This window comes from Apibacter raozihei (assembly GCF_004014855.1).
In the GTDB taxonomy this organism is placed as follows: domain Bacteria; phylum Bacteroidota; class Bacteroidia; order Flavobacteriales; family Weeksellaceae; genus Apibacter; species Apibacter raozihei.
The window spans coordinates 2,334,347-2,357,382 of record NZ_CP034930.1 but is presented as its reverse complement, the minus strand read 5'-3'; the positions used below and the strand labels follow the sequence as shown (position 1 = coordinate 2,357,382).

The following is a 23,036-nucleotide window of genomic DNA, read 5'->3' as shown; positions in this document are numbered from 1 at the left end:
AATTGAATTTTTAACCAAAACTTTACCATGCTATATGATTCTATCAGAAGAGATTGATTTGCTCTCCGTCTCCATCAAAATCATCTTCGGATATAGAATCATTTTCCTCAGGTTCTTCTTCTTCCGGAACTTCTTCTACGACTTTAATACTTTTGATTTTTTCTTTTGAGAGCTGGTTTCCCTGAGCTTTTATACCTTTAACCGCGATAAAATCTTCAAGGTTTATTGTTTCGGGTTCTTTATCTTTACCAAAATTGATGTCCGCAATAAGTTTACAGCCGGTACCCACCCATTCAATAAAAGATCTTGAATTTTCTGAGGTGTAAAATGTTTGAGGATTGAGCGTATCTTCCAGCAAAAATCTTTTGATGTAGTAAATTGACTTTTCGCCATCGTAATAGACACAACATATCGGTTTTTCAGGGTTCCATTTTTCTATCACCAGAAAATCGTCATCAAAATGATTCAGCAGGTCAAAGGTATTTAATTTGGCTATTCCCTGAGAATTAAGTGTTAAAACTTTATCAGTTCCTTTAAATGCTCCCAGATAGGTTCCTCTTCCCTCTACATTTAAACGATGAATAGATTCATCAAACCAGATTTTTCTTGGAGCTAAAGTAGAAACACCGGTTTCTTTAAGCTCTATTTTTTTTACATAATTTTTTGAAACGAGGTTGCCTCGTGAGGCTCTTCCTTTAATGGCGAGTTCAGAAAAATCTATATCGAACTTTAATTTTTTTAATCGCTGGCTAGGTTTTAAATAAATAGTTACTAACTCGGCTTCTCCATTAGGATTAGCAGAAAAATACTGTATTTCAGAACCTTTTTGATCCGAAGCCAGTGCATATTCTTTGTCCCGTGTTATGGAAGTTACCGGGAATCTTTTCATATACCAGGGCCCCAGTTTTCCTTCCCTGTATATCATATTGTAAATGGTTCTGTTGTCATTCTTCTTCCAAACCCCAACATGAATTATATTTTTTCCTACAAATGTTTTGGCATCAGCTTTCGTAACAACCATTGAACCGTCTTGTCTAAAGATAATGATATCATCTATGTCTGAACAATCAAACAGATATTCGTCCTTTTTTAATGAATATCCTATAAATCCTTCTTCTCTGTTGACATAAAATTTTATATTAGCAACAGCTACTTTGGCGGCATCAATCGTATCAAATGTCCTGATTTCCGTTTTACGCTCTTTGCCCTTACCGTACTTCTTTTTAATATTGGTAAAATAATCAATGGCGTATTGAATCAGATGGGCCAGATGATACCTGACCTCTTCTATGCGGCCTTCTAAAGCCTGAATGTTATCTTCTGCTTTTCCTAGGTCAAAACGGGTAATTCTTTTAATCCTTATTTCTGTCAACCGGGTGATATCTTCTTCGGTTACTTCTCTTATCAAGTGTCCGGTAAAAGGTTTTAATCCTTTATCAATGGTAGAAATGACTTCTTCCCAGGATGAAACTTCTTCTATTTTGTGGTAAATTCTGTTTTCAATAAATATCCTTTCTAAAGAAGCAAAGTGCCATTGTTCCTGTAATTCTCCCAATTCTATTTCCAATTCACTTTTTAAAAGAGCTACTGTATGGTTGGTATTTCTTCGTAAAATTTCGGAAACAGTTAAGAATTCAGGCCTGTCAACATCTATAACGCAGGCATTGGGAGAAATTGATACTTCACAGTCTGTAAAGGCATATAAGGCATCAATCATTTTATCAGGAGAAACATCATTGGTGATGTGAATGAGAATTTCTACTTCTGAAGCTGTATTGTCTTCAACTTTCTTTATTTTAATTTTACCTTTGTCATTGGCTTTTATAATACTATCTATTAACGAGCCTGTATTGGTTCCGTAGGGAATTTCGCTAATCTGTAAAACTCCTTTTTCCGGATTTGATATTTTCGCCCGGGCTCTGACTTTCCCTCCCCTTTCACCGTCATTATAATTGGAAATATCTATTAAACCTCCGGTTTGAAAATCGGGATATAAAGTAAAAGTTTTTCCTTTTAAATGAGCGATGGATGCATCCACCAATTCTAAAAAATTATGGGGTAATATTTTGGTAGATAATCCAACTGCAATACCTTCTACTCCTTGTGAAAGTAAAAGAGGAAATTTTACGGGTAAGTTTTCTGGTTCTTTATTACGCCCGTCATAAGAGGACTGCCAAACCGTGGTTTTAGGGTTATAAACCACTTCAAGTGCAAATGGAGTCAGGCGGGATTCTATATAACGCGCTGCTGCTGCACCATCGCCAGTATATATATTTCCCCAGTTTCCCTGAGTATCAATGAGTAATTCTTTCTGCCCAAGCTGTACTATAGCATCTGTAATAGACGCATCTCCGTGCGGGTGGTATTTCATTGTATTCCCCACGACATTAGCTACTTTGTTGTAACGACCGTCTTCAAGCTCTTTCATGGAGTGCAAAATTCTTCTCTGAACCGGTTTTAAACCATCATAGATAGAGGGAATTGCCCGCTCCAAGATAACATATGATGCGTAATCCAGAAACCAATTCTGATACATACCCGATATTTTCTTTAAGCTTTCTGTGCCTCCCTGTATGGTAGATTCCGCTTTTTCGTTATTTTGTTCTTCCATTTATATATTGAAACTACTCTTTAATTTTAAAGGTTATACGTTTAATGCATCTTGATATTGTGAATTTTCTTTCATTACTTTATCTAAAGATATTTTAAGATTTTTCACCTCTTTTGATGAAAGATAAGAAATGTCAAAAGAAATTTTAGTCATTCCTGATGATACTCTTTTACTAGTAATGTATATTTCAAGCTTTCGTTTGAATAAAAATTTATTAACCACTTTATAGTTGACTAATTTTCTTTTAGGAAAATCAGATTGCGTTTCTTTTACAAGAAAAGAAAAGGGTAAGGCTTTCTGATTTTGAAGAATTAATGTTTCTCCTCCACTATCGTATCTGAAGAAAGAGCACCCCAAATAAGATAAATAAATTAATAATATAAAGCTTACGAAGCAAATAATCTCATCGTTTTTTTCCATGACTTGAATATCCATGTATGAGAAAAAAAAGCTAGTAAAAAAAATAATTAATAAAATAATGTTTACAATAGTAATTTTACTTTTAGTTTGTTTTGTTTGTAATTTCATAGCATAAAGAAATTGATGTCGATCTTTTTTGCTTTATAGTGTATTTGTTCTTAGTAAATGTTGTTTTAAATAGCTTCAACTACCAGATTATTAATGATAAATTCTTGTCTGGTTTGTGTATTTTTACCCATATAAAAATCCAGTAATTCATCTATGGATGTATCTTTGGTAAGCATAACAGGTTCAAGTCTCATGTCTTTACCTATGAAGTTTTTAAATTCATCGGGAGATATTTCACCCAATCCTTTAAATCTGGTTATTTCAGGATTTTTCCCTAGTTCGTTTAATGCTCTCATTCGTTCTTCATCACTGTAACAATAACGGGTTTCTTTTTTATTTCTGACCCTGAATAACGGGGTCTGTAATATATATAAATGACCGTTTTTAATTAAATCCGGAAAGAACTGTAAAAAGAAAGTAATCATTAATAATCGAATGTGCATTCCGTCTACATCAGCATCTGTAGCAATAACAACATTGTTGTATCTTAGATCTTCCAGACTTATTTCTATATTTAATGCTGCCTGAAGCAAATTAAATTCTTCGTTTTCATATACAATTTTCTTGGTAAGTCCATAACAATTCAAGGGTTTACCTCTTAAACTGAAAACTGCCTGAGTTTCAACATCTCTACTTTTTGTAATAGAACCTGAAGCGGAGTCGCCCTCTGTGATGAAAATAGTTGATTCCTGCTTTCTGAGTGATTTTTGATCGTTATAATGCTGGCGACAATCCCTCAGCTTTTTATTATGTAAACTTACTTTTTTAGCTCGTTCACGGGCTAACTTCTGAATTCCTGAAAGTTCCTTTCTTTCTTTTTCTGAAATAATTATCTTTCTCTGTAGAGCATCTGCTACTTCCTGATTTTTATGTAAAAAATTGTCCAGATGTTTTTTAAGGAAATCATTCATAAAGGTTCGGATCGTAGTTAATCCGGGCCCCATTTCATTACTTCCCAATTTAGTTTTGGTCTGTGATTCAAAAACAGGTTCAATAACTTTAATGGAAATAGCTGCAATTATAGATTTTCTTATATCAGAAGCATCATAATTTTTATTAAAAAATTCACGTATAGTCTTTACGTATGCTTCTTTAAAGGCGGTAAGATGCGTTCCACCCTGAGTTGTATGCTGACCATTTACGAAGGAAAAATACACTTCGGATTGAGATCGTTCACTGTGCGATAATGCAATTTCAATATCTTCATCTTTGATATGAATTATAGGGTAGACAACATCTCCTTCTATATTTTCCTGAAGTAAATCCTGAAGACCGTTTTCTGAATAAAACTCTTCTCCGTTAAAATATATTTTTAGTCCGGGGTTTAGATATACATAGTTTTTCAACATTTTATCTATGTACTCCCTTCTGAACTTAAAATTGTTAAAAATAGAGGCATCCGGTTCAAAAGAAATTTCTGTACCTCTGCGTTCTTTAGTATCCGATTCCGGACTTTCTTCAGTTAATATACCCTTAGAAAATTCAGCCACTCTTGTTACTCCGTCTCTAACAGATTTTACTCTAAAAAACGAGGCTAAAGCATTTACTGCCTTGGTACCTACTCCATTTAATCCCACGGATTTTTTAAATGCTCTAGAATCATATTTCCCTCCGGTGTTCATTTTAGATACAGCATCCACCATCTTTCCTAGAGGAATTCCCCTACCATAATCTCTTACTTTCACCCGGGTGTCTTCCAGAGAAATATCTATTCTCTTACCTTCTCCCATAACGTATTCGTCAATGGAATTATCAATAATTTCTTTAAGCAAAATATAGATACCATCATCAGGAGAAGAACCATCCCCTAATTTTCCGATATACATCCCCGGGCGGATACGTATATGTTCCTGCCAATCAAGGGTTTTAATATTTTCTTCTGTATATTGTTGAGATGTTGAAGCCATGTATTATCCTGTGCTACAAAATTACAATATTTTATTGGTTTTTTCAAGTAGGGAATCAAACAAAAAATAAACAAAATGTTTATATAAAAAACCCCTATTTTTATTTTATTTATTCAATTTCACGAAGTTCTTTTAGATTATTTTTTAATTTTCTTAAAAATATTCCATATATGACAGCATAATAGATGAACATGATTATAAAAATTATGATGCAGATTATGATAAACCAAAACGTGTATTCGGGTGAGTTAACAGGCGAATGTATGGTTTGCGTTCCTATATTATCATTCTGAATTACTCCGAAAGTTCTTTTGAGACTATATACAAAATCATAAAATCCGGTAAGAAATAAAGTAAACATTCCTAGTATAATATTAATAACTATAAATCCGGTAACATATCTTCTGAATCTTAAAATACTGTTTATTAATTCTTTAACTGAATTTAAAATATTGATTTGTCTATATGTTTTAACAAAAAAGTAAATGAAAAGAAGAGATATGAGTATATCAAATAATAATAGTTGGCGACTGATCTGTAAATTTCTGGAATAAATTTCCTTAGCTTCCATATCAAGGCTGCCTATCAAATATGTATTATCAATACAGGTAAATATAAGAGATATCATCAGTAGTATAAACTCAATACTACTGATAATAATAATGGATTTCATATTATTACCTGACTTTTTATTAATCATTTGAAGCAATTGTTCCTTCGAGTAATGATTATCTGAAGCTGGTTGTTCTTTCCAGAATTTTTTTAAATTATCAATATCAATTTCTTTACTCATCTGCACTCATTATTTCTTTTAATTTGTTTTTTGCCCTGTTCATCTTTACTCTCGCGTTTACTTCAGAAATACCTAACGTTTCTGAGATATCTTTGTATGGCAAATCTTCAAGATAAAGAAGCACTAATGCTCTCTCTATATCCGAAAGATGTTTAATTGCTTCGTATAGCAAGCCTATTTGTTCTTGTTTATCCGAATATTCCGTGTCTTCAGATAATTTATAGAGAGAATTATCAATTTCCTGAGTATCTACACTGCGAGTTGATTTTCTAAAGAGAGTGATAGCCGTGTTTAGGGATACTCTGTACATCCAGGTAGTAAATTTGGAATTACCTTTAAAGCTTTTATAAGATTTCCATAATTGAAGTAAAATTTCCTGAAATAAATCCTGAGAATCTTCATTATTTGTGGTATATATTCTACATACCTTATGAATGATTCCCTGGTTTTTTTCAATAAGTTCAGAAAATTCAAGTTCAGTTTTATGCACTATTTTTATAAAATTAGATGACTAAAGTAAATATATTAAACTATAAAGAAGCAAATATAGGATGATCTTTGCTAATAATCAATTACTTTTCCGGGATTCATAATATTTTTCGGATCCAGGGCTTCTTTAATTTTTTTCTGAATATTCAAATTGGATTTTGAAAAAACAATGGGTAGAAATGATTGCTGTATTAATCCGATTCCATGCTCTCCGGATATGGTTCCTCCAAGAGAATATATATACTGAAAAAGTTTAGTAAGCATATCGTTAATCAATGGATTTTGATAAGAATTCTTAAATTCGGGATGATTAAAACGTATATGCAAATTTCCATCACCGGCATGTCCATAACAAACAACCTGAGTGTTATACTCTTTAGCCAATGCTCGAACAAATTTAATTAATTTAGGCATTTCAGAACGTGGAACTACGGTATCTTCTTCTATTGTAAATCCATTTAGTTTTACTATTTCTGCAGCTTTGCGCCTCATCTCCCATAATCTGTTTTTATCAGTTTCATTATCGGCAAAATAAATTTCTTCTGTAGAATACTGTTCAATAGCTGTGATTGTCTTCTCTATCAATGGCATTAGTTCTTCCTGAGTAGTCCCATCATAACAGATTAATAAATGTGCTTCTACGTTGTTTTGTAAAGGGATGGAGTTGTCTTTCAGAAATATTTTCACCTGCTCTAGTGCATTTCTTTCCATCAATTCTATAGAACAGGGTTGTAAACCTGCTTTAAAAACATCTGCAACTGCTTTAGCACAATCATCCAATGAATGAAAAGGTATTAACAAGGTAATATCAGTTTTAGGTTTAGATAATATTTTAACCACCGCTTTTGTTACTATACCTAAAGTCCCTTCACTACCTATGAATAGTTGAGTCAGATTGTAACCGGTAGAATTTTTTAAAGTATTTGCTCCCGTCCATATAATTTCGCCATTAGGCAAGACCACTTCAAGATTTAAAACTGATGCTGAAGTTACTCCGTACTTTACAGCTTTTAATCCCCCTGCATTGGTAGCAATATTTCCTCCGATAAAAGAACTTCCCCAACTGGAGGGATCCGGACCGTAAAATAATCCGTAAGGTTCCAATGCTTTTTGTAAATCCAGATTTATTACTCCTGCTTCTACTGTTGCCTGAAAATTTAATGTATCAATAGAAATAATATTGTTTAACCTTTCTAAGGATAGTATTACGGCTTTATTGATGGGTAATGCTCCTCCCATTTGACCGGTTCCTGCCGATCTGGGCACAATGGAAAGGTTATGATGATTACAATATTGAACAATTTTTGATATTTCTTGTGAACTAGCCGGTTTTAAGACTACTGAGGGTAAATATTTGAGATTTTCCGTATGATCATAGGAGTAATTTTCTAATGTATCGGTATCTTCATAACAAAACTGCTCTCCTATAATTTGTTTAAAATATTTAATATGTTTTGATATCATTGTCTGTAATTCAGTAGTTATTTGCTGTCTAATTTGTTAACTTACAATTTAGTTGTAAACTATTATTTGGGGCAAATGTAAATATTAATATCAAATGTATAGAATTATTATCTTTGTTGCTATGTTTTCTAAGAAGTTTATATTGCTATTAAGTGCATTAGGTCTTTTATGCCTTTTTCTTTTTTTTGCTAATCTGTTGAGCGGTTTTGAAAATATAAAATTTTCTGATTTATTTTATACTTCTGAAGAAACGAAAAAATTAATCGTAACTTATCGTTTATATAAAACTTTAGCGGTATTTTTTGCTGGAATTTCACTTCCTGTCAGCGGATTTTTATTACAAGAGTTTTTTAAAAATCCCCTAGCAGAACCCTCTATACTGGGTATATCTTCCGGCTCGGCTTTATCAGTAGCATTCATTATTTTTTCAGGAGTACCTGCCCTGTTATTTAATTTTGAGTGGCTCAGTGGCTGGATACTAATTTTAAGTTCTCTCGTAGGTTCGGTTTCTGTGTCTCTACTTTTACTATTTATTGCGAAAAATATGAGGGATACTTCTACTTTTATAATTGTTGGTTTTCTCATTTCTGCTTTTTGCGGATCTGTAATTGGAGCATTACAATTTTATTCCGAATCGGAAGCGTTAAAACAATATGTTGTATGGTCTTTCGGATCGTTTGAAGGATTAAGCAAAGTGCAAATTATCGTTTACGGTTTTTGTATCTGCTTGGGTCTGCTTCCTGCTTTTTTATCAATAAAAAATTTAACCGGTTTTCTATTAGGAAACAACTATGCTCGTATACTAGGTGTAAATATGACTATTTTAAAGTTATTAATTATTACTTCAATCTGCCTGTTAACCGGTAGTACTACAGCTATGCTGGGACCTATTGTATTTATAGGCATTATAATTCCTCATTTTTGCAGGTTGTTATGGAATCCGGCAGCTTTATGGGAACAAATGATACTAAACATTTTGTGCGGAACGGGATTTATGCTGCTAATCAGTTTAATTATCGTGCAAACACAATTACCCGTGAATATATTGTCCTCATTAATAGGAATTCCTACTATACTGTTTATGATTGTTAAAAATAAATTCAAAACTTATTCATTATAGTATGAACACTCCTGCAATACTGGAAATAAATAATTTATCCATAGGTTATAAAAAAGCTATACTCAAAGATATTAATGCTACAGCAAACCCTGGAGAAGTCATTCTGCTTACCGGAAAAAACGGGTCAGGTAAAACTACTTTATTAAAAACCATATATAAGGAACTTATTTGTATGGGAGGGAACATAAAAATTATGGGGCAGAACAGTTATCATATTTCTTCCGGAGATTTAAGTAAATTTATATCTGTGGTCCTTTCCCAAAATTCGATTGGTCCTTCGCTACGTTTGTTTGATTTGATAAGCCTTGGACGATTTCCTTATAAAAAATGGTATCAAAAACTCACCCGAAAGGAAACAGAAACTATTTACTCTATTATAGATTTGTTTGAACTGACTCCTTATACTACTAATTACGCTTGCGAACTTTCAGATGGAAACCTTCAGAAAGCTATGATAGCACGAGCAATAATTCAGGATTGTCCTTTATTAATTCTTGATGAACCTACTTCTCATCTGGATATTGCTAATAAATTGAAAGTTATAAAATTAATCAGAGAATATGCTAAAGATAAACGAAAAGCCGTTGTCTTTACTTCGCATGATTTATCACTGGGACTTTCCATATCCGATAAACTTTGGCTCATCAAAGATCAGCAATGGATTTCCGGTTACACGGAAGACGTTGCTTTTAATGAAAATGTTCTTGATTATTTTGTTTCGTCTGATATGAAATTTAATTATCAAAACCAGGAGTATGAAATAAATAAACCTGAAAATCATCTAACTGTTCGACTTGAGGGTAATCGTAATTCAATCTATTGGTTAAAAAAAGCCTTAGTTAGAAATGGATTTACTATTCATGAATCTTCGGAAATTATTATCTCAGAATTAAATTCTAACTATATCATTCATTTTAAAACAGAAAATTTAACTTTCCCCAGTATTGAAAAAGTTATTTTGTATCTCCGCAACCACTTAAAAAAATTATTCGATTCCTAAATCTTCTACAATCTTATAATGCAGTTCAATTTTGCTTACCGGAATTCCAGTACAATCACTAACTACCATACAAACGATTCTTTCTGCTTCGTAACGAGAATGCAGATGATTGGGATTCAGTAATTTTTTATAGTTTACAGATATTAAAAAATGTATGTATTGAGCTAAAGTATAGCTGCGTAATTGTTTATTTCTTTTAAAAATTTTAATTATTAACCCTTGATATGCACCTTCTTCTCTAGGAAGATTATATTTTAGTTTTATCGGAGGGGGAAGTAAATCTAATTGTTTTTTAATTAATTTTTCATAAAATTTTAAATCTCCTTGAGGAATAAGTTCAGTGAGTTCTGTATTAACACAAATAATTTTCTCATTTACTCCATTATTCACAAAAAGTTCTTTCAATTTAAAATATAATTCACGAAAAATATCTGTAGTATAAATCTGTATCTTTTTTTTCATGTATATTAAATCGGCAATATCTCCTACAGTATAAGTACGTACCGCCTCTTCATCTGTAATCACTACATCAAAACAATTTTCAATCTGTACAATTATTTCAATTGTATCCAAGCCCATTTAAACAGATTCTTTCAATTGTTGAAGAGCTTTTTCCAATACCGATTGAGGGCATCCTATGTTTAATCTCATAAAACCTTTTCCCTCCTTACCAAACATAGCTCCATCATTAAGTGCCAAATGTGCTTCATTTATAAATAATGATGTAAGTTGAGCCTGAGTTAAATTTAAATCGCGGCAATCCAACCAAAGCAAAAATGAGGCTTCAGGAATTATTACTTTTATCTGAGGAATATTCTTTTTTAAATATTCATCTACAAATTTTATATTTTTTTCCAGATATGCCTTTAGTTCTATCATCCAATCTTCACCTTTTTCGTAAGCTGCCTGTAAAGCTAAATATGCAAATATAGTCCCATCATTTAGTTCACTACTTATTAAATATTTATGATACTTTTCCCTAAGTTGTTTATTTTTAATGATAGAATAGGATGTCACTATTCCTGCTATATTAAATGTTTTTGAAGGAGCATTAAGTGTAATGCTGTTTTGGGCAGCTTCTTCGGATACGGATGCAAACGGTATATGCTTTTTACCATATAAAACCAAATCTGAATGTATTTCATCTGATATAACAAGGACTTTATGTTTGTAACAAATTTCAGCTAATCTAGTAAGTTCTTCTTTACTCCATACTCTGCCTCCCGGATTATGAGGGTTGGATAAAATTAAAATTTTTGTTTTATGTGTAATTAATTTTTCAAGTCCGTCGATGTCCATCTGATACTGTTCTCCATTAAAAATTAATGGATTATTAATGACTTCTCTGTCATGTAAAGATGATATAATTCTGAAAGGGTGATAAACCGGAGGCTGTATAATAATTTGATCATCTTTTTCTGAAAAAACTTCTAAAACAAAAGCAATTCCTTTAACTACACCGGGAATGTAACTGATTTCTTCTTTTTTAACCTCCCACTGATGCTGCTTTTTCTGCCAGTTAATTATAGACTGATAGTAGTCGGAAGAAGCATAAGAGTATCCAAAAACCCCCTCTTCTACTCTTTGGGCTAGTGCTTGCGTAATTTCCGGAGGAGATAAAAAATCCATATCAGCAACCCACAAAGGAAGCAAATCATCTCTTCCAAATCTATCTTTTAAAACGCCATATTTTAATGAATCTGAATTTTTTCTGTTTATGATTTGATCAAAATTATATTTCCCCATTTTTTTATCGTTTACACAAAAATATAAGTTTTTACCTAATTATAGTGAATTTTTATCTATTTTGAAAGTTAAATATTTTATTATACTTTTAAATTACTTTAAAAAATATAAAATAAATGTATCAAAAATTATTTACTGATATTTCAAAAATTAAACAACTTTCAGAGAGAGATTATAATATAGGTAAACAGTTATTTGAGCCCGTATTTTATAATAAAAAGACTGTAATTGAAGAAAGTAATTATATTCCCAAATATTTATATTATATCAACTCTGGTTACTTACGGTTGTTTTATTATGATAGTAATAGAAATGATATTACGCAACATATAAATTGCCCTACCGATTTTTTCTGTTCTTTTTCAGATTTTCTAAATCAACATCCATCATTTGCTTCAATTGAATGTCTCACAGACTGTAAACTTCTCCGTATTTCAAGAATAGACTATAAAAATTTAACCGAGCAAAGTATTTTGTGGAAAAATTATGCATTGTTAGTTTTACAGGAATCTATGTCATTTCATGAAAAAAGAATTATAGAAATGACTTCTATGAATGCGCAATCCAGATATTTACAATTATTAGAGAATCAGCCTGATATATTTGAACATGTTCCTTTGCAATGTATTGCATCATATTTAGGAATTAAACCCGGTAGTTTAAGTAGAATTCGTAAAAATTTGCTTAACAATTGTTAATTGCATTTTTTTTAATTGTTCAGAATTTTGTTTTTGTAAAATTAATATGAAAAAAAATGAAAAATGAATTTATTCTGGTTACGGGGGCTAATGGACATTTAGGGTATAATCTTGTAACACTTCTTGTAAATAAAGGATATCGAGTACGTGCTTCAATCCGTAAGCCTGAATTTAAAAAACTTCTTGAAAATACCGGTTGCGAAGTTGTTATTGCTGATATAACTGACCAAGAGGCGATGCGCAAAGCGATGAAGGGTATAACAATTGTTTTTGCAGTTGCTTCCGTCTTTAAGCTCTGGGCTAAAAATCCTAAAAGTGAAATTTATGATGTAAATATGAATGGATGTAAAGTAACATTGGAAACTGCTGCTGAAAATGGTGTGAAACGGATAATTTATGTAAGTTCTATTGCCAGTTTAAACTATTCTTCTTATCCTATCAATGAAAAATCGGGATATAACACAGATCGAAGAGATATGTATTACAATTCTAAAAACGATAGCGAACAGTTAGCTTTCAAATTAGCTGAAAAATATAATATTGAACTTATTGCTGTTTTGCCTAGTGCTATGATTGGAAGTGAAATTATTGACCGATTGAGTAATTCTAATGAAATATTAAAAAATATAATTAAAAATAAACTTCCAATTGAAACTCACATCAACATTAACTGGATAGATGTAAAAGATGTAGCAGAAGGTTGTTATCTTGCTGCAATTAATGGTAAAAATGGCGAGAGATATATAATTGCCAATGAAAAAGGAATGTCTATTACTGATACTATAAAAATTGCAAACTTGGTTCTACCTCAACTCAATATTAGTAAGCCTATAAAAATATCTAAATGGATCCTTTATTTGTTAGGTTATAGCCTGGGTATTATTTCAAAAATAACAAAAAAGGCCCCGGCTATCACAGAGAAGGAAATTTCTATGTTTTACGGATTGGTACAGGATTTTGATATATCTAAAGCAAGAACTGAATTAAAGTTTTCCCCCACATCTCCTGAACTTACCTTAAAAAATGCTTTTGAATATATGTGGAGGTATAAATCTAAACTTCTTAATTAATGTTAATTTGAAAGTATTTATATTTGCCTAAATACTTTTGGCTTATGAAATTCAGATATATATTTTTAATCTTACTATTAGTTATCACTAGTGCTTTATATTTTACTAATCCTGATGAAACCAGTTGTCGAGATTTTATTAAAAACAAAGTTATAACCATATTTGATGAAAAATTAAATCAGGAACTTGATAAGATAGAAGATCCTAATGTCAAATTGTTTGGAAAATTAAGTAAAAATTTCATTCCGGTTGTTCAGGATCGTCTCGTAGATGAAATAATTGATAAAAGATTTGAAAGAAAAAATTTCTTTTTATTTTCTACCTTAAGAGTTTTATATCAAAATCAATGGCAAACCGTTGGTTTTGGTATATTTAATAAAGTATACCTGTTTCCTCAAGTTGAAGATGAACTTCAAAAACTGAATTTTAAAGATGAAGCTTTAAAATATTTTAATAACTAAATTATCTTCTTTTAAATAAAGAAACAATACAAAGTAAACAAATAGCTCCAACGGTAGAAGTTGTAAGAACTCCTATTTTACTACCGTGGCTCACCGATATATTTAATAAACTGAATATCCAACCTCCCAAGACACTTCCTATAACTCCTACCAATAAATTTATAAGACAGCCAAACCCCCTACCACGTATCAACACACCTGCTAAAAAGCCAGCCAGTATTCCGATAATTATTGACCAAATCCAATTCATATTTTACATTTATATTACACTACAAATATAATTTTTTTTAATCAGCTGTCCTTTTTTCAATGAGTTTTTTCCACTCAACATAACCAAAAACAGCAATAATGAATAAAAACAAAGTTAATGCAGAATATAATATTAATCCTTTGTGTATCAATAAAGGAATTGCAATTAGGTTACTTACATTTAAAAATATCCAGTTTTCAATTTTACGTTTAGCCAATAGCCACATACCGGACCAGGCAAATGCACTTACTAAGGAATCAAAAAAAGGAACATCTGAATTAGTAAAAAAAAGTAATAAGATATAAAGTATTGCCCATGCGCTAATAACTATGGCAAAGGCTTTTTCCCATTCTAAAGAAGATGAATATTCAACGGTTAGTCTTTGTCCCTTTTTTTCAGACCAAAGAACCCAACCATAAATACTCATAAAAAAATAATAGGTCTGCAAAAACATTTCAGCATACAAACCTGCATGAAAAAATAAATACGCTGTAATAATAATACTGGTGATCCCGCACGGATAAAGCCAAACCTTATTTTTCTTAGCAAACAATACCTCAGCTACTCCGAAAGATACGCCTATACCTTCCCATATAGAAATTTGATGAATTTGTTCTTTTATACCAATTCCCCAATGGTTTATTAATTCTAACATATTTAATCTATATAGTTTACACTTTATCTAATAAAGGGAACGGAAACAAAATGCAGTAGTATATTTTCCCTACGCCGGCATTATCCGTACAGGTTCTATGGGTATAATCTCAGCCATTTTTCAAGAAAAAAAGATTATTTTTTTCTTGATGTTTAAGCACCCCCTTTATTATTTTATAAATTCAAATATAATAATAATTTTACTTAAAAAACATTTCTTATTTTTATACATAATTTAAAAATAAATGTTTTTACTATCAATATGTTTAATAATATACAGTAACATGGCAAAAAGTTTGATAGTAAGTATGACTGATACTATAATTTAACTATTATGAATATGAAAGAAGAAAGCCTGAATAAAAATTATTTGAATTCCGAAATAATTGATATGCATACGAAAGCCTCTATTTTTAGAGATAAAAATACCAAGGCTGCATCTTTAATAATTGATGCACCTTGTGAGTGGGTATTGTATGCTGGAAACACACCGGAAAGCATAGATATGGAAACCCCTATTGCACGAGGAAAAGATTTAGGGGTATATCCATTATATATAAATCCTTCCCAAAGAAGTTATTTTAAAATTGTGACTGAAATGGGTTCTGCTTTTCTTTCAGAAAATCTTTTACCAATGGAAGGAGGATTTAATTTTAGAGATTTAGGCGGATTAAAATCATGTGATGGTAAATATATTAAATGGGGATATTTCTTCAGATCTGATGATTTGTATAATCTTACGGAAGATGATTTAAACTATCTGTCTGGCATACCTATTACTACAGTTGTAGATTTCAGATGTGAAGAAGAATGTAACCTGTTACCGGACCGTATCCCTGAGTCTGTCAAAAATTATATCAATTTAATTATTGATCCGGGATCTTTACAGGCATTTGGACGAAGTAAACTTACTTCGGAACAAGATGTTATTGATGCCATGAAACATCTGTACCGCTTGTTTGTTACTGAACCGGAGTACATTGAAACTTACAGGAAATTTTTTGATTTAATACAACACGATGAAAATTTACCTTTACTTTTTCATTGTTCTGCAGGAAAAGACCGTACGGGTCTTGCCGCTGCTCTTCTTTTATCCGCACTGAATATTCCCCGGGAAACCATTTTAGAGGATTATATGGCTTCGAATGAGTATCTTGCAGGAAAATATCAATCTTTATTTGAAAAAAATCCAGCCAATAAATTTTTATATACTACCTTGCCGGAATATTTAGAATCGGCATTAGACGAAGTGGAAAAGAAATACGGGAGCGTTAAAACTTTTCTAATTGATGAAATGAAAGTAAATATCCATGAGTTACAACAAAAATATTTATTTTAAATTCCAGTATAAAGCATTCTTATTCAAGAATGCTTTATTTTTGTCACTTATTAATATTTCTTGACCATGAAATCAAAATTGATACAAATATTACCTTGCTTTTTAATACTCTGCTTTCAATTTTTAATTAGTTGTAAGACTGACGATTCTCCCTTCATTACCCGTGAAGAAGAATCCGTTGAGTTAAACAAAAAATATGATAAAATTATTTCGATGACTGAAGTGGAATGCACTGATTCCAGTAGCTGGGGATTTACTGCAATTGGTATAAATTCCTGTGGGGAAACAAAAAAATATATTCCGTATCCGTTAGGTATTGATACCACTTCTTTCAAATCTTTGATTTCTCTCTATAATGCTGCTGAAATAAGATTTATAAAAAAATGGAATATTGCAGATTGTGACACATTATCTTCGGTAAAACAACCTACCGGAGTTGTTTGTACTGAAGGTAGAGCTCAATTAGTATATGAATAAAGTCCTGCTGTAATTTAAGCAGGACTTACTATATTCTATATACATGAATCTACCTTATTTTCATTCTTTGTAAACGCACGGCATTAAGTATTGCTAATAATGCCACACCTACATCAGCAAACACAGCTTCAAGCAAGTAAATATTACCAAATACACCTAAAATCATCACTATTATTTTTATTCCAAAAGCTAAAATTATATTCTGCCATACAATGCTTTTGGTTGCTTTTCCTATTTTTATTGCTAAAGGTATTTTAGACATTTTATCATCTTGAATGATAATATCAGCAACTTCTATGGTTGCATCACTTCCTAAACCTCCCATAGCTATTCCCACGTCGCTTAAAGCAATGACCGGAGCATCATTGAATCCGTCTCCCACAAAGGCTATTTTACCATTAGTATCCAGTTTAATCTGCTTCATCCTGTTTACCTTATCTTCCGGCAATAAATCACCATATGCCTGATCAATGCCTATTTCATGGGATACATTTTGAACTACTGAATCTTTATCTCCACTTAACATGATTGTTTTAATACCCATTGCATGCAATTCCTGTATATCATTCGTAACATTAGGCTTTAATTGATCTGCAATTTCAATATATCCTGCATATTTTTGATTAACAGCTATCAATACAACTGTGTTAACTATCTGTTTTAAATCCTGATCATATTTTATATTATATAGGTCCATTAATCTGAAATTACCTGCAAGTATTTCATAGGAATCAATTTCAGCCTTGATTCCTTTGCCGGGTATATCCTCCATAGATTTTATACGTGATATATCTGGCGATTGATTTATGTATTCATGAATTGCATTTGCAATAGGATGTGTACTTTGAGATTCCGCGATATTAACCCAGGTCAGTATTTGTTCCTCATTATATTCAGTATTTACAGATACTTTATGAACTGAAAAATTACCTTGTGTAACCGTTCCTGTTTTATCCAGAACTACTTGTTTTACATCTACCAAAGCATCTAAAAAATTAGATCCTTTAACCAAAATACCGTTTCTCGATGCTAACCCTACTCCTCCGAAATATCCTAAGGGTATGGATATAACCAAAGCACATGGACATGATATGACTAGAAAAATTAGTGATCTATAGAGCCAATCTTCATATTGATAGTTTGAAACAAAAAAATAAGGAAGTAGAAAAACCAGTAATGCCACAAAAAAAACAGCCGGTGTATATATTTTGGCAAACTTTCTTATAAATAATTCTGTTTTAGCTTTTTGTCCGGTTGCATTTTGCACTAAATCAAGAATTTTAGACAACTTACTATCTTCATAAGGTGTGGTAACTTTGACTAACGATGATGAATTCAGATTTATCATACCAGCTAAAACACTATCGCCTGTTTCTTTTGTCTGCGGGGCACTCTCCCCTGTAAGTGCCGAAGTATTAAACGAAGCCGAATCAGAAATCAATTCACCATCCAGCGCTGCCCTCTCTCCTGGTTTTAATTGCATGATTGCTCTTACTGCAACCTCCCTGGCTTTAATTTTTATTACAGTGTTATTTTCTATAACGGAAGCTTCATCCGGCCTTTGATCCAACAAAGAGTTTATATTTTTTTTAGCTTTTGCAACCGCTAATCCCTGGAAATTTTCTCCAATAGAGTAAAAAAGCATAACTGCAACTGCTTCCGGATACTGTTTTATATAAAAAGCACCCACAGATGCTAAAAACATTAATGATAATTCATTGAAAAAATCGTAGTGCCTGAACTCCTGTAACATTTCTTTAAAGACAGGGTAACCTACTGGTAAATAAGCCAGAATATACCATAATAATCGAAGCCATGAGTGAAAAAAATCAACCTGTAAATAATCCATTAGTACCGCTGCCAATAAAAGAACAGCACTGATTATTGCAGGTAAAAATAATTTCATTGTACTAATATCTTTATCTATACCATGGTCATGGGAATGTCCTTCATGACTATGAGAAACTTGCTCTTTTATATCTGAACAGCATGAACAGCTATGTTTTTTAACAGCCATATCTATTAGTTTTTTTGTTTACTCTACAAAAATATTATGAGTATGTTGCAACTCAATTGCAAATTTAATTTTTAATAAAAATACGTGATAATCTTAAATACTGACTGATGAATAAATTCAAACTTGTAAACTTAAATATTTTTACATTTGTATTGAATTTACAAATACATAAAAATGAGTAACGAGGAAATAATTCAACATTTAAATAATTCTTCTAAAGATACTTTAATGGAGAACTTAGGGATTGTCTATACGGAATTTACAGGTGATACGCTGACTGCCGAACTTGAAGTTACTTCAAAAGTTCATCAGCCGATGGGCTTTTTACATGGAGGTGTATCCCTGGCAATAGCAGAAACTGTAGGCTCTGTTCTTTCATTAACGACTATTGATCCTCAAAAATATTATGTGTTTGGAACTCAGGTTAACGGATACCATTTGAAAGCGGTAAGAACCGGAAAAATCAAAGCAATAGCTAGTTTTATCAACAAAGGAAACTCTTCGCAGGTTATAGAAATCAATATTTACAATGAAAATGAAAGGGAAACTTTCAAAAATTGTTACGTAACTATGATCAATCGAATCGTTCCTATTAAAGATTTTGACTAATGATAATCAATGATGTAATTAAAGATCACATTTGTTCTGACACTCCTTTTGCTTTCATTAGATTCCCTCAGGAAAGTAAGTTTTATCTTATCATCCCGGATGAAAAAGGAGCAAATAAATATATTTTTCATTCTTTTGATTCATCAAAAAATTATGAATTCCGTTTCAGTTTTTTAACTCCGTTAAACTATTCAGAATTATCTGAACTTAACGAAATTCATTTATCCGAAAGTCTAATTGATAATTCAACAATATCAATAGATAATTATATTCAATTAATTGATAAAGCAATATCTATATTGAAATTGGGAAATATGGATAAAATAGTTTTATCCCGCGATATATGGATTTCAAACAGCTCTATTTGTCCTCTTAAATCTTTCAGATATCTGGCAGATCAATATCCTAATTCTTTTATTCATTTAAGCTACTGGAACAAAAATGAAGTTTGGCTTGGGGCTACTCCGGAAACTTTAGGATCTTGGGAAAATTCTGTTTTTACTACAATGGCTTTAGCCGGTACATTACCCGACAATGAGAGTTCCGAATGGCAAACTAAAGAAAAGGATGAACAGCAGTATGTAACGGATTATATTTTAAAGCAACTTAAAAAATTATCTGTTAAACCTCTTAATATTCGTGGACCGGAATCTCTTCATCTGGGAATTGTTAAACATTTAGTAACTTATTTTTCTTTTCCTTTAGAGGATAAACAAAAAATAAAAGATATAATTTCCGGCCTGCATCCTACTCCTGCCGTGTGCGGACTTCCTACTAAGGAAAGCAAAGAATTTATTTTAAATGAAGAATCTTATTCTCGTGATTTTTATTCCGGTTACATTGGCATTCAAACAGAAAGTTATGAAAAATATTATGTAAATTTAAGATGTTCTAAACTTTATAATAACGGAGCTTTACTTTTTGTGGGAGGCGGAATAACTGCTCAGAGTAATCCGGAAAAAGAATGGAAAGAAACCGAATTTAAAGCCAAATTTATCAGTGATAGTTTATAGTGAGCTTATATTCAGTAATCCAAACAAACTTAGTTTAAAACAAATTAATAAACATTTTTTTTGTTAAAACTTGACTTCTATTCATTGTTAGATCTTCCACTTTGAAAAATACCTTATATTTTGTAAACTTTGTTTTTCTCTAATATTTATTTTTAATTAGGCTGCTAAAGAGTATGATTAGTCAATGACACTTTACCATTAATTATATATTTTATTACTTTCAGAATAACTATCACATTTTTTTACTCCGGAATTTTTAAACGTAAATAATTAATATCTAAATTAGAATACCAGATAAGAAATATTTTTATTGAACTATGGATACTGCATTTTTTATCATACTTTTAACAATGATACAATGAAAAGGGTAAATAATATAAAAATATAACCGCCCCAAGAGATTATGAAAATTAACAAGAGTGGTAATTGTTAGTTTTTTTTTATCTCCCGTTTCAGATATGATTTTAGCAGAAAAATACATAACCAGATGCTTATCGTTCATACATAATAAAGTTTCATGTATAGATTTAGCGGGAATACTTATAAATCTATAATTTTCTCCTAAACGTATGCTTTTTGCCAGTTCAAGCTTATCATTTTCATTTCCGGGTTTAATACCCAAAGGTTTTACTAGTATATCTCTTAATTTGAACATTTTTTTTATCCATTGAGGAGAATTAGTCCAAAAAGCTACTTGAATATCGTCGGGAGTTATATTTTTTTCGCTGAAAAATACGCACTGTAAAACTTCTGTATAGTCAGATGGAAGATATTGTGCTATCAAATCTTTTTCAGCTACTTTGCCTGTTTTGATTTTCATAGCTTAATGTTATATTTTATCATAGAATTTTTGTAATTGCTGTAACTCTTCCTTTGTTATATCTGGAAATAACTGCTGAATACCTATAAGAGTTGCATATTCCAACATGGCTGCATGATCGGTATTTTCTTTTGATTCTCCTTTAATTTGTCTCAATTCTTTTAGAAATGATAATCTGAAACTGTCTACTTGCTGCAAATAAAATTTTACTATCGGATTTGAATAACTCCAACCTCGAATTACCTGCTCTTTTTTATGTGATGCATTTGCTACTAATTCTTTTAAATAATAATATTTATCTAAAAAATTATCTTTAGTATTTACTTTATTTATAAAAGGTAAAGTATTTTCTTCTTTCCAGTATATCATTAAAGATTCTACGTAATTTTCTATATTTTTAAAATGGTGATAAAATGAACCTTTAGTGAGATTTAATCGTACACAAAGTTCCTCAATGCTTAATTTGTTAAACCCTTTTTCCTCTAAAACTTTTAACCCTTCTAGTAACCAATCTGTTTTATTTTTTTTCTTCATACATTTACATACCATTTAGTATGGTATGTAAATGTACAAATTATATATCTTAATTGTTATTTTTCATTCATTTTATATAATTTATTCTTAATAAATTATGTCTAAACTATTTAAAAAATTATTACTATCCATCGTTTATTATTGAATAATTTTACGCAATCTGAAGTAAAAAATAGTTTACAAAAGCAAACTATGCTGACTGGCAGTCAGAATATCCCTTAGTATTCTGTTGATTTCTGTAATTGGATTAGAAGCTAAAATTCCGAGGTATGGATATAGTTGCAAAGCCGTTTCTCTTCCTTCTTTTACAATTTCTCTGCATATAATACTTATTTTACTAAGCAGCTCGTGCGATACATTTTCGGTTTTCTCTAATTCATTCCACGAGTCTTCAACATATTTATAAAATAACGCTCTTCTCTCCTGAAAGTTATGATTTGCATTTTTTAAAAATTGAGTTCTGAATTCTTTATGTAATGGTTCCTGAATAGAGTTGAAAATAGTTTCAACTAAATCAAAAAAATGTTTTTGCATTCCCAGATGATTAACAGCGAGAGTCAGCTCTGCAAAAGTTAAAAAGGGATATTTGTAAATTAAAAGATCGATGGAACGACATTCAGCTTTTATCAAAAAAGATCGTTCTTTTTTAACGAATAAATTTTCCACTGTATACGAATGACTGGCTGTAGCTATTAAACCTATAGTGTTCCAATCTTCAATAATTTTTACTTCTTCCGGAAAAAAAATAAAAGATTTGTAAATCGGTGTACCCTTATCGCAGGTAAGCATCTTTCCATTTTTTTTAATTTGACAATTGGCTGTAAAAACGTTTACGTGGGGTATTCCTGTTACATAACTCCATTTTCCGTTAATTAAATATCCGTCCTGACTCTCTTCAGCTACACCCCCTATTTTTCCACTGCCTCCGAAACAAACTTTAGGATCCTTAAATATATTTTCTGCCAGTTTACCGGATAAATATCCTACAAAAGCATTTGCACCGCTACACAAAGTCACTGTCCAGCCTAAACTTCCATCTAACTTTGCTATTACTTCCTGTAATTGCAGACCTTCTAACAAATTTAATTCTAAACCACCTAAATACTTAGGCACAAACAAATTAAACAAATTCTGAGAATAAATAATTTCTAATTGACTATCCGTCAATTTTCTTATTTTTTCAGCATTTACAGCTTCTTCTTTAAGTTTTCCCAGTACTTCTGCAGATAAAATTCCCATAATTTAGTATGTTTAAAATTCAACAATTAATAAAACAAAGGGAAACTATACAGTTAGATAAAATCCTTTATCAGCATTATCTGATAAGTGCACAAAAGAAATACTTTTGTTGGGTATAATCTCAGCCTGCAACTTTTAAGTTAAAGCACCCCATGGTTTCTATCAAAGTTAACATTTTTATTTAATACACAACTATA

23 protein-coding genes are annotated in these 23,036 nt (G+C 31.3%); 9 read left to right on the top strand and 14 right to left on the bottom strand.

What is annotated here, in order from left to right; genetic code table 11:
• Positions 1 to 43: 43 nt before the first annotated feature.
• The 6 genes from EOV51_RS10475 to EOV51_RS10450 all read right to left on the bottom strand — a co-directional run bounded on the left by EOV51_RS10475 (position 44) and on the right by EOV51_RS10450 (position 7,792).
• Positions 44 to 2,611, bottom strand: a complete 2,568-nt coding sequence (locus EOV51_RS10475) for a DNA gyrase/topoisomerase IV subunit A (RefSeq protein ID WP_128152479.1) — start codon at positions 2,609 to 2,611, stop codon at positions 44 to 46.
• Between the two features lie 33 nt (positions 2,612 to 2,644).
• Positions 2,645 to 3,031, bottom strand: a complete 387-nt coding sequence (locus tag EOV51_RS10470) for a hypothetical protein (protein WP_128152478.1) — start codon at positions 3,029 to 3,031, stop codon at positions 2,645 to 2,647.
• A gap of 173 nt (positions 3,032 to 3,204) precedes the next feature.
• Complete coding sequence (locus tag EOV51_RS10465) at positions 3,205 to 5,046, bottom strand: DNA topoisomerase IV subunit B (RefSeq protein ID WP_128152477.1); 1,842 nt, start codon at positions 5,044 to 5,046, stop codon at positions 3,205 to 3,207.
• Positions 5,047 to 5,155: 109 nt separating this feature from the next.
• Positions 5,156 to 5,839 (bottom strand): hypothetical protein, encoded by a 684-nt coding sequence (locus EOV51_RS10460; protein ID WP_128152476.1) that lies wholly within the window; start codon positions 5,837 to 5,839, stop codon positions 5,156 to 5,158.
• Positions 5,832 to 6,329, bottom strand: a complete 498-nt coding sequence (locus tag EOV51_RS10455; RefSeq protein WP_128152475.1) for an RNA polymerase sigma factor — start codon at positions 6,327 to 6,329, stop codon at positions 5,832 to 5,834. The genes EOV51_RS10460 and EOV51_RS10455 overlap by 8 nt, the downstream gene beginning before the upstream one ends.
• A gap of 71 nt (positions 6,330 to 6,400) precedes the next feature.
• Positions 6,401 to 7,792 carry an FAD-binding oxidoreductase gene (locus EOV51_RS10450; RefSeq protein WP_128152474.1) on the bottom strand — a complete coding sequence of 464 codons (1,392 nt, stop codon included), beginning with the start codon at positions 7,790 to 7,792 and terminating at the stop codon, positions 6,401 to 6,403.
• Positions 7,793 to 7,886: 94 nt separating this feature from the next.
• Here EOV51_RS10450 and EOV51_RS10445 point away from each other — a divergent pair, with 94 nt between their 5' ends.
• Entirely contained in the window at positions 7,887 to 8,912 is a 1,026-nt protein-coding gene (locus EOV51_RS10445) for an iron ABC transporter permease (protein ID WP_128152473.1), read from the top strand.
• Between the two features lies 1 nt (position 8,913).
• Complete coding sequence (locus tag EOV51_RS10440; RefSeq protein WP_128152472.1) at positions 8,914 to 9,912, top strand: ABC transporter ATP-binding protein; 999 nt, start codon at positions 8,914 to 8,916, stop codon at positions 9,910 to 9,912.
• Here EOV51_RS10440 and EOV51_RS10435 read toward each other — a convergent pair.
• Both EOV51_RS10435 and EOV51_RS10430 read right to left on the bottom strand, forming a co-directional pair.
• Positions 9,898 to 10,491 (bottom strand): acyl carrier protein, encoded by a 594-nt coding sequence (locus tag EOV51_RS10435; RefSeq protein ID WP_128152471.1) that lies wholly within the window; start codon positions 10,489 to 10,491, stop codon positions 9,898 to 9,900. The genes EOV51_RS10440 and EOV51_RS10435 overlap by 15 nt on opposite strands.
• Positions 10,492 to 11,658 (bottom strand): MalY/PatB family protein, encoded by a 1,167-nt coding sequence (locus EOV51_RS10430; protein ID WP_128152470.1) that lies wholly within the window; start codon positions 11,656 to 11,658, stop codon positions 10,492 to 10,494.
• Positions 11,659 to 11,774: 116 nt separating this feature from the next.
• On the opposite strand from EOV51_RS10430, the gene EOV51_RS10425 reads away from it, so the two are divergent.
• From EOV51_RS10425 to EOV51_RS10415, 3 genes are read left to right on the top strand one after another with little or no spacing between them, the layout of a single operon-like run.
• Positions 11,775 to 12,356 carry a Crp/Fnr family transcriptional regulator gene (locus EOV51_RS10425; RefSeq protein WP_128152469.1) on the top strand — a complete coding sequence of 194 codons (582 nt, stop codon included), beginning with the start codon at positions 11,775 to 11,777 and terminating at the stop codon, positions 12,354 to 12,356.
• Between the two features lie 56 nt (positions 12,357 to 12,412).
• On the top strand, positions 12,413 to 13,426 hold the full coding sequence (locus tag EOV51_RS10420) for an NAD-dependent epimerase/dehydratase family protein (protein ID WP_128152468.1): 1,014 nt from the start codon (positions 12,413 to 12,415) through the stop codon (positions 13,424 to 13,426).
• 44 nt (positions 13,427 to 13,470) lie between these two features.
• Positions 13,471 to 13,887, top strand: a complete 417-nt coding sequence (locus EOV51_RS10415; protein WP_128152467.1) for a DUF4359 domain-containing protein — start codon at positions 13,471 to 13,473, stop codon at positions 13,885 to 13,887.
• A gap of 1 nt (position 13,888) precedes the next feature.
• Here the strand turns inward: EOV51_RS10415 and EOV51_RS10410 are convergent, their stop codons facing one another.
• Complete coding sequence (locus EOV51_RS10410; protein WP_128152466.1) at positions 13,889 to 14,137, bottom strand: GlsB/YeaQ/YmgE family stress response membrane protein; 249 nt, start codon at positions 14,135 to 14,137, stop codon at positions 13,889 to 13,891.
• 37 nt (positions 14,138 to 14,174) lie between these two features.
• Positions 14,175 to 14,792: a nicotinamide riboside transporter PnuC gene (gene pnuC / locus EOV51_RS10405; protein ID WP_128152465.1), complete on the bottom strand. Its 618-nt coding sequence runs from the start codon at positions 14,790 to 14,792 to the stop codon at positions 14,175 to 14,177.
• Positions 14,793 to 15,131: 339 nt separating this feature from the next.
• Between pnuC and EOV51_RS10400 the strand changes: the two genes are divergently transcribed.
• Both EOV51_RS10400 and EOV51_RS10395 read left to right on the top strand, forming a co-directional pair.
• A complete protein-coding gene (locus tag EOV51_RS10400) occupies positions 15,132 to 16,130 on the top strand; it encodes a tyrosine-protein phosphatase (protein WP_164875289.1) in 999 nt (332 codons plus the stop codon).
• A 66-nt stretch (positions 16,131 to 16,196) separates the two neighbouring features.
• The gene (locus EOV51_RS10395; RefSeq protein WP_128152463.1) at positions 16,197 to 16,607 is read left to right on the top strand and encodes a hypothetical protein; all 411 of its coding nucleotides are present in this window, start codon (positions 16,197 to 16,199) and stop codon (positions 16,605 to 16,607) included.
• Between the two features lie 49 nt (positions 16,608 to 16,656).
• Here EOV51_RS10395 and EOV51_RS10390 read toward each other — a convergent pair whose 3' ends face one another.
• Positions 16,657 to 18,624 (bottom strand): heavy metal translocating P-type ATPase, encoded by a 1,968-nt coding sequence (locus EOV51_RS10390; protein WP_128152462.1) that lies wholly within the window; start codon positions 18,622 to 18,624, stop codon positions 16,657 to 16,659.
• 174 nt (positions 18,625 to 18,798) lie between these two features.
• Between EOV51_RS10390 and EOV51_RS10385 the strand changes: the two genes are divergently transcribed.
• Both EOV51_RS10385 and EOV51_RS10380 read left to right on the top strand, forming a co-directional pair.
• Positions 18,799 to 19,233: a hotdog fold thioesterase gene (locus tag EOV51_RS10385; protein WP_128152461.1), complete on the top strand. Its 435-nt coding sequence runs from the start codon at positions 18,799 to 18,801 to the stop codon at positions 19,231 to 19,233.
• On the top strand, positions 19,233 to 20,246 hold the full coding sequence (locus EOV51_RS10380; RefSeq protein ID WP_128152460.1) for a chorismate-binding protein: 1,014 nt from the start codon (positions 19,233 to 19,235) through the stop codon (positions 20,244 to 20,246). The genes EOV51_RS10385 and EOV51_RS10380 overlap by 1 nt, the downstream gene beginning before the upstream one ends.
• Before the next feature lie 307 nt (positions 20,247 to 20,553).
• Here the strand turns inward: EOV51_RS10380 and EOV51_RS10375 are convergent, their stop codons facing one another.
• From EOV51_RS10375 to EOV51_RS10365, 3 genes are all read right to left on the bottom strand, one after another.
• Entirely contained in the window at positions 20,554 to 21,066 is a 513-nt protein-coding gene (locus tag EOV51_RS10375; RefSeq protein WP_128152459.1) for a DUF2867 domain-containing protein, read from the bottom strand.
• 9 nt (positions 21,067 to 21,075) lie between these two features.
• Positions 21,076 to 21,600 carry a TetR/AcrR family transcriptional regulator gene (locus EOV51_RS10370; protein ID WP_164875288.1) on the bottom strand — a complete coding sequence of 175 codons (525 nt, stop codon included), beginning with the start codon at positions 21,598 to 21,600 and terminating at the stop codon, positions 21,076 to 21,078.
• A gap of 177 nt (positions 21,601 to 21,777) precedes the next feature.
• Positions 21,778 to 22,839, bottom strand: a complete 1,062-nt coding sequence (locus EOV51_RS10365) for an acyl-CoA dehydrogenase family protein (protein WP_128152457.1) — start codon at positions 22,837 to 22,839, stop codon at positions 21,778 to 21,780.
• Between the last annotated feature and the right edge of the window lie 197 nt (positions 22,840 to 23,036).

What these genes read in the sequence shown, in the direction of transcription:
- EOV51_RS10475 (WP_128152479.1), bottom strand. Translation starts at nt 2,611, where the DNA reads ATGGAAGAACAAAATAACGAAAAAGCGGAATCTACCATACAGGGAGGC.
- EOV51_RS10470 (WP_128152478.1), bottom strand. Translation starts at nt 3,031, where the DNA reads ATGGAAAAAAACGATGAGATTATTTGCTTCGTAAGCTTTATATTATTA.
- EOV51_RS10465 (WP_128152477.1), bottom strand. Translation starts at nt 5,046, where the DNA reads ATGGCTTCAACATCTCAACAATATACAGAAGAAAATATTAAAACCCTT.
- EOV51_RS10460 (WP_128152476.1), bottom strand. Translation starts at nt 5,839, where the DNA reads ATGAGTAAAGAAATTGATATTGATAATTTAAAAAAATTCTGGAAAGAA.
- EOV51_RS10450 (WP_128152474.1), bottom strand. Translation starts at nt 7,792, where the DNA reads ATGATATCAAAACATATTAAATATTTTAAACAAATTATAGGAGAGCAG.
- EOV51_RS10445 (WP_128152473.1), top strand. Translation starts at nt 7,887, where the DNA reads ATGTATAGAATTATTATCTTTGTTGCTATGTTTTCTAAGAAGTTTATA.
- EOV51_RS10440 (WP_128152472.1), top strand. Translation starts at nt 8,914, where the DNA reads ATGAACACTCCTGCAATACTGGAAATAAATAATTTATCCATAGGTTAT.
- EOV51_RS10435 (WP_128152471.1), bottom strand. Translation starts at nt 10,491, where the DNA reads ATGGGCTTGGATACAATTGAAATAATTGTACAGATTGAAAATTGTTTT.
- EOV51_RS10430 (WP_128152470.1), bottom strand. Translation starts at nt 11,658, where the DNA reads ATGGGGAAATATAATTTTGATCAAATCATAAACAGAAAAAATTCAGAT.
- EOV51_RS10425 (WP_128152469.1), top strand. Translation starts at nt 11,775, where the DNA reads ATGTATCAAAAATTATTTACTGATATTTCAAAAATTAAACAACTTTCA.
- EOV51_RS10420 (WP_128152468.1), top strand. Translation starts at nt 12,413, where the DNA reads ATGAAAAATGAATTTATTCTGGTTACGGGGGCTAATGGACATTTAGGG.
- EOV51_RS10415 (WP_128152467.1), top strand. Translation starts at nt 13,471, where the DNA reads ATGAAATTCAGATATATATTTTTAATCTTACTATTAGTTATCACTAGT.
- EOV51_RS10410 (WP_128152466.1), bottom strand. Translation starts at nt 14,137, where the DNA reads ATGAATTGGATTTGGTCAATAATTATCGGAATACTGGCTGGCTTTTTA.
- pnuC (WP_128152465.1), bottom strand. Translation starts at nt 14,792, where the DNA reads ATGTTAGAATTAATAAACCATTGGGGAATTGGTATAAAAGAACAAATT.
- EOV51_RS10400 (WP_164875289.1), top strand. Translation starts at nt 15,132, where the DNA reads ATGAAAGAAGAAAGCCTGAATAAAAATTATTTGAATTCCGAAATAATT.
- EOV51_RS10395 (WP_128152463.1), top strand. Translation starts at nt 16,197, where the DNA reads ATGAAATCAAAATTGATACAAATATTACCTTGCTTTTTAATACTCTGC.
- EOV51_RS10390 (WP_128152462.1), bottom strand. Translation starts at nt 18,624, where the DNA reads ATGGCTGTTAAAAAACATAGCTGTTCATGCTGTTCAGATATAAAAGAG.
- EOV51_RS10385 (WP_128152461.1), top strand. Translation starts at nt 18,799, where the DNA reads ATGAGTAACGAGGAAATAATTCAACATTTAAATAATTCTTCTAAAGAT.
- EOV51_RS10380 (WP_128152460.1), top strand. Translation starts at nt 19,233, where the DNA reads ATGATAATCAATGATGTAATTAAAGATCACATTTGTTCTGACACTCCT.
- EOV51_RS10375 (WP_128152459.1), bottom strand. Translation starts at nt 21,066, where the DNA reads ATGAAAATCAAAACAGGCAAAGTAGCTGAAAAAGATTTGATAGCACAA.
- EOV51_RS10370 (WP_164875288.1), bottom strand. Translation starts at nt 21,600, where the DNA reads ATGAAGAAAAAAAATAAAACAGATTGGTTACTAGAAGGGTTAAAAGTT.
- EOV51_RS10365 (WP_128152457.1), bottom strand. Translation starts at nt 22,839, where the DNA reads ATGGGAATTTTATCTGCAGAAGTACTGGGAAAACTTAAAGAAGAAGCT.